The organism is Oscillibacter sp. KLE 1728 (assembly GCF_934833455.1).
GTDB lineage: Bacteria > Bacillota > Clostridia > Oscillospirales > Oscillospiraceae > Oscillibacter > Oscillibacter welbionis.
This window is the reverse complement of sequence record NZ_CAKVVF010000073.1, coordinates 1-10,169: the sequence shown is the minus strand read 5'-3', so window position 1 is coordinate 10,169 and position 10,169 is coordinate 1. Positions and strand designations below refer to the sequence as shown.

Here is a 10,169-nt window from a genome sequence, read left to right as displayed (position 1 = left end):
TGAGCTGTTTGCCCGCGGGGACCGGGAGGGCTGGGCCATGTGGGGCAATCAGGCCACAGCGGAATATGAACCCACATGGAATACCTATAAAAACCACACGAAAAAACCGGAAGACTGCCGGGAGGAGAGAGCTTCCCGCTCCTGATGACCCGAAGAACAGGGCGGACCGCGCCGTTCCTGTGGGGCAGAATATCGGAAAAACGGCCGTGCGATCAAAAATCGCACGGCCGTTTTGCGTCTGCGGGCCAGGGAGGAGGGGAGCGGCTGCCCGCCATCCAATGCCCGGCACTGCAGGCCCCGTTCTACCGTTGGGCAGAAGTTTCCCGGGCAGGGGGGAAAGCGGCTCCATCCAGGCATCTGGATGGAGCCGCAGTGGTTTGCGGGTATAAATCTTACTGCATAAAGCTGCCGTCCACCATCTGGTCCAGGTAGCCCTGATACTTCTCCTGAACATCGGCGGGCACCAGGTCGCTGAGGGCACCGGCGGACAGGGCACCGTTCTGCAGGGTGCCGTAGATGACCTCGCCGCCGAAGGAGCCATCCTCCACAGCCTCCATGCACAGGCCCACAAGGGAGGCATTGTCCGTCACCTGGCTGCCGATGATGCACTCGTTCTGGCCCAACAGATCGGAGGGCTGGGCGATGTCATAGATGCTCACGGAGCCGCTGGCGGCATTGGCTTCGTCAATGGCCTGCCGTGCGCCGGAGTCCACAGCGGAGGCGTCGCCAAAGAACACATCAGCGCCCTGGTCGATCATGGCCTTGGCAAACTCAATGCCCTTGTCGGCGGCGGAAAAGTCGCCGGAGTAGACCACATCCAGAGTGGAGACGGTCTTGCCCTCCTGCTGTCCCACATAGGCGGCGGCTTCCTTGAATCCGTTATACTTGCCCAGGGTGGTATCCAGTTCCATGGCGCCAATGAAGGCCACCGTGCCGCTCTTGGTCATAAGACCGGCCAGGGCACCGGCGATCCAGCCCACCTGCTGGGCATTGGGCAGCAGGGAGGTCACATTGCCGTTGACGGCTTTGGCGGGAGTGTCCTCGCCGCCGTTCAGCAGGGCGAAGGCCACATCGGGGAACTCCTCCGCCGCCTGAAGGACGGCGTCGGTGTACTGGTTGCCAGGGGCGTAGATCAGGTCATAGCCCAGGTCGCAATAGGAGATGATGGTGTCATAGTAGGCAGACTGGGCGATGCTGTCGGAGACCTCCGTGGCCCAGCCGCGCTCTGCGGCGGCATCCACCATGGCGTTGTAGCAGGACATGCCCCACCCGCCGTCGGAGATGCTGGAGTCGCAGATCATGGCCACCCGGTAGCTGCTGTCGCCGGAGTCTTCGCCGGTTTCTCCGCTGGACGTGTCAGTGCCGGAGGTGTCGGTACCGGAGCCGCCGCACGCCGCCAGTGACAGGCACATGACCAGGGTGAGAAGCAGAGCCAATAATTTTTTCATGTTCTTTCCTCCCAATTCTTCATAAATGTGGATGCCTTCTATTGATAACAGCCGCGTGGGCGGCGATTATCCTCAGCGCTCCTCCTTGAGATAGGGCTTGCCGGAGCTCTTGGGGCCGGCCTTCTTCATGCCGATGCCGGCCAATACCACCACGGTGGCGATGTAGGGGATCATCTGGAAGAACTGATAGGGCACGCCGAAGCTGCCCACCTGCAGCCGGATCTGCAGCGCGTCGCAGAAGCCGAAGAACAGGCACGCCAGCAGCACGCCGGCACCGCTCCACCGGCCGAAGATCACCGCCGCCAGGGCGATGAAGCCCCGGCCCGCCACGTTGCCGTCCACGTAGGTGTTGGCGTAGCAGGTGGTGAGATAGGCACCGCCGATGCCGGCCAGGGCGCCGCAGATGACGCAGGCGGCGTACTTCACGCCAATGACGTTGATGCCCAGAGTTGCCGCCGCCTTGGGATACTCGCCCACGGCCTTGTAGTTCAGGCCGGACTTGGTACGGTTGAAGTAGATAACCGTGAAGATCACCAGGCCGTAAGCCAGGTACACCATGGGCGTCTGGTCCAGCAGGAGGCGGACCAGGAAGTTGTCGGAGGTGATGCCCAGGGAGGAGGACAGCGTGTTCATCAGACCCACCTGCACCAGCTCGGACCCGGCGCCGAAGTAGACCCGGTAGATGAAGGCCGCCAGGGCCGGGGCGAAGATGTTGATGGCCATACCGTAGACGATCTGCTCCGCGCAGAGGGTGACGGTGGCGTAGGCGAAGATCATGTTCACCAGAATGCCCACCGCCGCGCCAGCCAGCACGCCCAGCATGGGGCTGCCGGTGATGAGGCTCACCAGAAAGCCCACCAGAGAGCCGATAGAGGCCAGGCCCTCCAGTCCGATGTGGACCAGGCCTGCCCGCTGGGAGTACAGCTCCGCCAGCGCCAGAAAGATCAGGGGCGTGGCCATGCGAACGCTGGAGAGGATGATGTTCATGACAAATTCCATATCAGGCCGCCTCCTTCCGTCTCTCCGTCAGCCTTCCCAGGAACGCCTTGAATCCGGGCAGCTTCACCATGGCCAGACCCGCCACGGTGAACACGATCACCAGGGCCTGGATGATGTCGGATACGCTGGTGGGCACGCCGGTGGCCGCCTGCATGGTGGTAGAGCCCACCCGCAGAGCTGCGAAGAAGATGGCCACCACAATGGTCGCCAGAGGATGCAGCTGACCGATCAGGGCCATGGCCACGCCGTCGAATCCGTAGCCGTTGCCGAAGCCGTTGATGAGCCGGAACTGGGTCCCCAGCAGCTCGGCGCTGCCGCCCAGGCCGGCGATGGCGCCGGAGACGATAAAGCTCATCAGGATGTACTTCTTCACCGCGAAGCCGTTGAACTCCGCCGCCGTCATGTTCAGGCCCACGGCCCGCAGCTGGAAGCCCTTGGAGGTGTAGAACAGGAAATAGTACACCAGCAGTCCCACCGCCAGGGCGATGACGAAGGCGGAGGTGACCCGCAGGCCGAAGAGGCGGCTGAGCTGAGTGGCCTCCGGCACGGCCTGCGTCTGCGGAACGCTGCCGTCCCGCAGCCAGTCGGTATATACCACGCCCATGAACAGCGTGGCCACATAGTTCAGCATGATGGTGATAATCATTTCATTCTGGCCACGGTAGACCTTCAGCAGGCCGGAAATCAGGGACCAGAGGCCGCCAGCCACGGCGCCGCCCACCAGACACAGGAGAATGGCGGGCAGTCCTTCGATCCCGCTCTGGGTGGCAATGTAGCAGCAGACGATGGAGCCCATCAGGAACTGGCCCTCACCACCCAGGTTGAACACGCCGCAGCGGTATGCAAAGCAGGCGCACAGGCTGGTGAAGATCAGCGGCGTGGAGCGGGCCAGGGTGGTGCCTACGTTCCGCAGGCTGCCGAAGGCACCGATCCAAAGGGACTCCAGCGCCACAAAGGGATTGGCACCCAGCACGGCCATGATGATGCACCCGATGACGAAGGCCAGCAGGATGGAGATGATGGGTACCAGGAAACTGACGAGTTTTCCGCTGTTTTTCATGCGTTCTCCCCCTCCTTATTTCCCGGCCATGGCCAGGCTGATCTCCTCAATGGGAGGATTTTTGCCGGAGAACACGCCCATGATCTGCCCCTCGAACATCACCACGATGCGGTCGGAAACCTCCAGGATTTCGTCGAAGTCCGCGGAGATCAGCAATACGCCGCAGCCCTTGTCCCGGGCCTCGATCATGGTGTCGTGGACGAAGCGGGTGGCGCCGATATCCAGGCCCCGGGTGGGGTGGACGGCCACCAGCAGGTCCGGGCTGCCCTCCAGCTCCCGGGCCAGGATCACCTTCTGCTGGTTGCCGCCGGAGAGGTTCCGCGTCTCCTGCTCCACAGAGGTGCAGCGGATGTCGTACTTCTCCTGCATCTTCAGGGCGTAGTCCCGGATGGCCTTTTTCTTCAGAAAGTAGCCCTTGGCACTGGAGAACTCCGGAGAGTCTGTGGCCTTGAGCACGATATTGTCCTTCACGGACATATTGCCGATGAGGCCCATCTTGTTCCGGTCCTCCGGGATGTGGGATACATTTTCCAGAATAAAGCCGTTGGGGGTGAACTGAGCCACCTTGGAGCCCTTCATGTCCACCTCGCCGCCGTCCGGCGTCAGCACGCCGGTGACCACCTGGGCCAGCTGGCTCTGGCCGTTGCCGTCCACGCCGGCAATGCCCACGATCTCGCCCCGGCCCACGGTCAGGGAGACGCCGCTGAGCCCTGCGTGCTTGGATTCTTTGTGGTAGTCCACGCTCCGCATCTGGATGACGGGATCGCCCGGCTCCTCCACCTTGCCGTAGTGGGAGGGGGCCAGCTCCCGGCCGATCATCAGGTTGGCCAGCTCCTGGCCGTCGGTCTCGGAGCGATCCAGGGTGGTGATGACCTCGCCGGTGCGCAGAATGGTGATACGGTCGGAGATCTGCAGCACCTCCCGCATCTTGTGGCTGATGAAGATGACGCTTTTGCCCTCCTCCGTCAGCTTATGGATGATCTGGAACAGTCCCTCTACCTCGATGTCTGTCAGGGCGGCGGTGGGCTCGTCCAGAATCAGCAGCTCCGCGCCCCGATACAGGGTTTTCAGGATTTCCACCCGCTGCTGGGCGCCCACGGCAATCTCCGTGATGGGCCGGTCCAGCTCCACGTCCAGACCATAGCGCTCCGCCAGCTCCAGGATTTCCTTCTTCCGGGCCTCCTTGTCGATGAAGATGCCCTTGGTGTTCCGGTCCCCCAGGATGATGTTCTCGAACACCGTCATGGCCTCCACCAGCATGAAGTGCTGATGCACCATACCGATGCCCAGCTTCACCGCCTGGGCAGGAGAGTCGATGCGGACCTCCTTTCCATTCAGGAAGATCTTTCCCTCTGTGGGCTGGTACAGCCCGATGAGGACGTTCATCAGCGTGCTCTTTCCCGCGCCGTTCTCCCCTAACAGGGTATGTACCTCGCCCTTGCGGACGGACAGGTTGATGTCCCTGTTGGCGTAGAAATCGCCGAAGCGTTTGCTGACGTGCTCCATTCTCAGTAACTCATCCAAAGTTTCAGCCCCCTCCTTACATGCGGTGCTTCCCCATGCGGGCAAGCATCAGCTCCTTTTTCTCCTGCAGCGTGCAGACCATGGGCTCCGCCCAGGAATACTGCTGCATGAACACCCCCTGAAACTGGCAGATGGCGTCCTCATCGCCGCTCATGAATGCCTGAAAATCCGAGTCCGCCAGGTCCATCCGCACCCGCAGGCTCCCCCGGCTGCGCAGGAACATCTCCTCCGCGCCATAGTCCCGCAGGGTGTCTGCCAGCTCCTTGATGGTGCGGCGGTAGCCGGTGCCGTCGGCGTTCTCTCCCCATAGGTTTTCCACGATCTCGTGAATGGACACCGGCCGCCCGTCCCGATACACGCACAGGGCCATCAGCTCCTTGGCCTTGCCGGAGCGGAAGTGCACCGGCTCGCCGTCCACCAGCATGTCGAAGGCCCCGAAGGTGTGGAAATGGATGCGCTTGCACTGGCGGCGGCGCAGCAGCTTGGCCCGCTCCATCACATCGGCGATGTCCTCCCGGTCAAAGGGCTTGAAGATGATGTAGTCCGCCTTCATCTTCAGCGCCTCCACCGCAAACTTCGGGTGGGCCGTGGCGAAGACGATGATGATGTCGCTCCGCAGCCGCCGCAGGGCCTGGGCCAGATGGATGCCGTCCATCCCCGGCATGTCGATGTCCAGCAGGGCAAAATCCACCACATGGCCGGCGGCGTACTCAATGGCCGCGTTGGGATCGGTGAATTTCCCCACAATTTCAAAATCAGGCATGTCCGCACATTTCAGCTCGAAGAGCTGCAGATCCAGCAGCATGTCGTCCACCAGAATGGTTTTCAATCGCGGTCACCCCTGTCTTATGTTTCTATTGTACCAGATGGAGCGTACGGAAACCGTACGCTTTCAGGTCGATTTTGAAAGATTTTCCATGTTTTTCCCCCGCTTTCCATAAGTCAGGACAGCCTGTGTGCCCATGCCCACTGTGCTGGTGATCCGCAGCTCGCTGCCGGGGAAGCGGGCTATGCGCCGCCGCACATTCTCCAGCCCGATGGAGCCCTTCTCTCGGACAGCTTCCAGGCCGAAGCCCACGCCGTCGTCCGTCACCGTGACCTGCCAGTGGTCCGGCAGCTCTTCCAGCTTCAAAGAGACGGTTCCGCCGCCCACCTTGGGCTTGATGCCGTGGAGGATGGCATTCTCCACAATGGGTTGGATGGTCAGCAGGGGGATGGGAAAGTCCACGTCGGGAATCTCGTAGACCATGTGCAGCCGGTCCCCCAGCTGCTGCTGGTTGATATCCGCATAGGCCCGGACCGCCCGGATCTCCTCCCGGAAGGAGCCGATCCCGCCGTCGGCAGTGACGGAGTCCAGTGTGAACCGCAGGTAGCGGGCGAAGTCTCCGGCCATTTTGTAGGCCGCCTCCGGCTTCAGGACGATCAGGGCCTGCAGAGCGTTGAGGGTGTGGTAAAAGAAGTGGGAGCGGATCTGGTTCAGCAGCATATTGCCCTGTTCCCGCTCCAGCTGCTCCTGCAGCTGCTGGATGGCCCGCTGGGATTTTTCCAGCTGCAGCTGCCGCAGCCGGCCCGCGTAATAGACGCCCGCCGCAGCCAGCAACGCCACCAGCAGGCTCACCGCCACCCCCAGCCACAGGCTGATCTGGAGATACCAGGGCCGCAGGGGCGCCAGGGAGACGGTCCAGACAGAGTTGAACAGCTCCTGCGCGTGGTCCACAGTCCGCACACCCTCCGGCAGCGGGTCCGCCGTCTCGAGAATCACCTGTTTCTGTCCGTCGTCCGGATTGATGCGCCAAATTTGGCAGGCGAAGCCCTGGGCATTTACCCGCTCCACGGAGCTTCCGGACAGGGCGGCCGGAAAGTCCAGCGTCACGGAGACAATGCCCCAGAAATACCGCTGGCCCTGTTCGTCCGTCAGAAAGACCGGCAGCCGCCCGGCGATGCCCAGGCCGCCCTGGATCAGCTGGAAGGGGCCGGCGATATACAGCGCCTCTTTTTCGATGGCAGCTTGAGCCTCCAGATTGCCGGCCCCGTCCCCGTACATGTTCAGCCCGACGACATCCTCGTTTCCCTCCAGGGGAAAGACACCGTCCACGATCCCGTCCGGCGCGAAGAGGACGTTTCGCACATAGTCCTCCCGCAGCAGGACATGGGCGACCCTGCCGAAGTCCGAATAGTCCCCGCTGGTCTGGATGAGATAGGCCTCCAGAACGCGGGTTTTGCTCATCTCGGAGAGCATAAACTCATACGTCTCCGCCCCGATGGCGCTGGCGACATAGCCCATGCGGTCCCGCTCCTGGTTCCGGCGGCTCCACTCCATGCAGCCAACAAGCACCAGTCCGGCCGCCAGGGCCAGTACAAAGGCCCGTCCGGCGTGAATCAGAGGCGTCCGCTTTGCGGTCCGCACCAAGGCGATCCCTCCCTTTTTTTGGCACCTGCCTTTTTTATTAAAGAATACGTCAAATCGGCCCGCAATGCAAGCAGAGGGCCGGGGCCTATCCGTCGGTGTCAGAGCAGTGTTCTGCCGCGCAAAATCCATTGGATACATAGACAGCCGGCCGGAAGGTAAAATATAGAGGATAATTGTACGGGAGGCGATATGCAGTGCAAGACTATACCATCACAGGAGAACAGCTCCAGGCGTTCAGGCAGCGCCTGGTGTGGGAGGAAAAGAGCCCCGCCACCATTGAGAAATACCTGCGGGATGCGGCGGCTTTTACCGCCTGGCTGGACGGCCGGGCGGCGTCCAAGGCGGCGACGGGGGCCTGGAAGGCCGCCTTGCTGGAGGCGAAGCTGGCGCCGGCCACCATCAACGTCAAGCTGGCGGCGGTCAACCGGTTCCTTGTATTTCTGGGCTGGCCGGCGTTTCGGGTGAAACCCCTGCGCATCCAGCGGCGGCTGTTCCGGGACGACAGCCGGGAGCTGACGAGGCCGGAGTACCTCCGCCTGCTGGAGACCGCCCGCACCCAGGGCCGGGAACGGCTGGCGCTGCTGCTGGAAACCATTTGCGGCACCGGAATCCGGGTGTCCGAGGTGCGCTATGTCACCGTGGAGGCCGTGTACCGGGGAAGGGCCGAAATCTCCTTGAAGGGCAAGATCCGGACCATCCTGCTGCCGGGCAAGCTCTGCCGCAAGCTCCTCAAATACGCCAGGAAACAAAAAATCGCTTCCGGCGAGATTTTTCTCACCAGAAACGAAAAAGGCATCTCCCGCCGGCAGATCTGGGCGGAGATGAAAGCGCTGTGCGACAAGGCGGGCGTGGCACCCAGCAAGGTGTTTCCCCACAATCTGCGGCACCTGTTCGCCAGGACGTTCTACCGTGTCTGCCGGGACGTGGCCAGGCTGGCGGACGTCCTGGGCCACTCCAGTATTGAGACGACCCGGATTTACCTGATCTCCACGGGCACCGAGCACGCCGGGACTCTGGCACGGCTGGGGCTGGTCTGTTAGAAATAGGACAGAATCGCCATTCCGATGCGGATGGCTGCAAAAAAATAACCAGACATACATAATTGATTTTAACAGTAACCAAATTCTAGCACAAAGCACCGCCAGCCGCAAGAGCTTTTACCGATTTGGGCAGCATAAAATGGCCGGAAAAGCGTCGAATTTTGTCCGGCTGCTGTCTTTGCGCCATTTTTGAGCCCGCGCAGGCTGCGCGGGCTTTTTTGCGCACATTTGCCCCTGGTCTGCAGGCCCCGTTTCGGTCCCTTACAGGAGGAAATGGCGATTCTGTTGACAGGAGGCGGGGAGATGAGGAGTCCAGAGGCTCTGAAGCCGCGGGAGACACACCGCACACCGGACTGGCCCGGCGCCGAGCTCAGCATGGAGACCATCCGGGCTTATCTGGCGGACCTGTCCGGCAGGGGACGCCGCAAGGGCACGGTGCAGATGTACAGTGCCAAGCTGCGGGCCCTCTATGACTACCTGCCCCCGGACAAGCAGATCTCCCGGGGAACGCTGGCTGCTTGGCGAGCATTCCTGCTGGAGGCAGGGTATTCCCCCAGCACCGTGAATACCCACCTGTCTGCCGCCAACGGGCTGATGGAGTACATGGGGCGGCGGGACCTGCAGTTGGTGGGGCAGCTGGAGGCGGACAAGGGCCTCCAGCCGGAACTGAGCCGGGTGGAGTATCTGCGGCTGCTGCAGGCTGCCAGGATACTGGAAAAGGAGCGGACCTACCTGCTGGTGAAAATATTCGCCCTGGCGGGCATCCGGGTGGGGGAGCTGCCTCAGGTGACCGTTGAGCGGGTGCGGGCCGGGCGCCTGCCGGTCCGTACCGGCGGGGAGCGGCGGTACGTCCCGTTGCCCGCCTGTCTGCAGGGGGAGCTGCTGGACTACGCCCGGCGGCAGGGCCTGACGGCGGGGCCGGTGTTCTGCACCCGGAACGGGAAAGGCATGAGCCGGACCCAGGTGACGGAGGAGATCCAGACCCTGTGTCATGACGCCCGGGTAGAGGAGGAAAAGGGAACGCCCCGGTGCCTGCGGAAGCTGTATCTGGCTACCCAGGCGGAGGTGGAGCGCGGCGTGCGCCTGTTGGCGGAGCAGTCCTACGAGCGGATGCTGGACACGGAGCAGCTGGCCGCCGGGTGGGCGGAGGGAACCGGTCATTCCATCCATAAGGATGTTTACATATAAGATCACTGAAATATAGAAGGAGGAAAAGTGATGAAGAAACGGATCTTGTCAGCATTTCTGGTCCTCTGTATGATGCTGACAATGGTTCCCACTGCTGCCCTGGCGGCAGAAGACCCTGGCGGCGGCAACGGGAGCGACCGGGTCCACACAGAGAGCAACGACGGCGTCGTGGTGGACAAGACGGTCAACTATGATGAGGACGGAAATTATTCCCTGACCCTGGAGGCCTATGTCACCAACGAGGTGACCAAGGGAAGCAAGACCACACCGCTGGATATTGTGCTGGTGCTGGACTTGTCTGGGTCGATGGATCAGAACATCACCTCGTATACATACGAGGCGACATCTAAGCGGAACTGGTCCTATAACGATATAGACCGCCAGTCACAGTACTATTATTTTGACGGGACATCTTACTATGCAGTCCAGCGGGAGAGAAGCGACCGGTATTGGGATTGGGACGAATTTGAACTTGTCCGGGATTATTCGCTCTACTACGT

The 10,169-nt window shown here is 61.9% G+C and carries 9 protein-coding genes; 3 read left to right on the top strand and 6 right to left on the bottom strand.

Annotated elements, in window-relative coordinates:
* Positions 1–392 precede the first annotated feature (392 nt).
* The 6 genes from QVE23_RS08585 to QVE23_RS08560 form a co-directional block, all read right to left on the bottom strand.
* Complete coding sequence (locus QVE23_RS08585; protein WP_021750327.1) at positions 393–1,448, bottom strand: BMP family protein; 1,056 nt, start codon at positions 1,446–1,448, stop codon at positions 393–395.
* A 72-nt stretch (positions 1,449–1,520) separates the two neighbouring features.
* Positions 1,521–2,447 (bottom strand): ABC transporter permease, encoded by a 927-nt coding sequence (locus QVE23_RS08580; RefSeq protein ID WP_021750328.1) that lies wholly within the window; start codon positions 2,445–2,447, stop codon positions 1,521–1,523.
* A gap of 1 nt (position 2,448) precedes the next feature.
* Positions 2,449–3,507 (bottom strand): ABC transporter permease, encoded by a 1,059-nt coding sequence (locus QVE23_RS08575; protein WP_021750329.1) that lies wholly within the window; start codon positions 3,505–3,507, stop codon positions 2,449–2,451.
* A 15-nt stretch (positions 3,508–3,522) separates the two neighbouring features.
* Complete coding sequence (locus tag QVE23_RS08570; protein WP_025544936.1) at positions 3,523–5,031, bottom strand: ABC transporter ATP-binding protein; 1,509 nt, start codon at positions 5,029–5,031, stop codon at positions 3,523–3,525.
* 16 nt (positions 5,032–5,047) lie between these two features.
* Complete coding sequence (locus QVE23_RS08565; protein ID WP_021750331.1) at positions 5,048–5,860, bottom strand: response regulator; 813 nt, start codon at positions 5,858–5,860, stop codon at positions 5,048–5,050.
* 63 nt (positions 5,861–5,923) lie between these two features.
* Entirely contained in the window at positions 5,924–7,438 is a 1,515-nt protein-coding gene (locus QVE23_RS08560) for a histidine kinase (protein ID WP_249390900.1), read from the bottom strand.
* 197 nt (positions 7,439–7,635) lie between these two features.
* On the opposite strand from QVE23_RS08560, the gene QVE23_RS08555 reads away from it, so the two are divergent.
* The 3 genes from QVE23_RS08555 to QVE23_RS08545 all read left to right on the top strand — a co-directional run.
* Positions 7,636–8,481, top strand: coding sequence for a tyrosine-type recombinase/integrase (locus QVE23_RS08555; RefSeq protein WP_287554575.1), 846 nt, complete (start codon positions 7,636–7,638; stop codon positions 8,479–8,481).
* A 303-nt stretch (positions 8,482–8,784) separates the two neighbouring features.
* Positions 8,785–9,669, top strand: coding sequence for a tyrosine-type recombinase/integrase (locus tag QVE23_RS08550; protein ID WP_287966788.1), 885 nt, complete (start codon positions 8,785–8,787; stop codon positions 9,667–9,669).
* A 45-nt stretch (positions 9,670–9,714) separates the two neighbouring features.
* Positions 9,715–10,169: hypothetical protein (locus QVE23_RS08545; RefSeq protein WP_502919086.1), on the top strand; the 455-nt coding region annotated here is incomplete at its 3' end.

Coding starts and splice junctions, on each gene's coding strand:
- QVE23_RS08585 (WP_021750327.1), bottom strand. CDS start 1,448: ATGAAAAAATTATTGGCTCTGCTTCTCACCCTGGTCATGTGCCTGTCA.
- QVE23_RS08580 (WP_021750328.1), bottom strand. CDS start 2,447: ATGGAATTTGTCATGAACATCATCCTCTCCAGCGTTCGCATGGCCACG.
- QVE23_RS08575 (WP_021750329.1), bottom strand. CDS start 3,507: ATGAAAAACAGCGGAAAACTCGTCAGTTTCCTGGTACCCATCATCTCC.
- QVE23_RS08550 (WP_287966788.1), top strand. CDS start 8,785: ATGAGGAGTCCAGAGGCTCTGAAGCCGCGGGAGACACACCGCACACCG.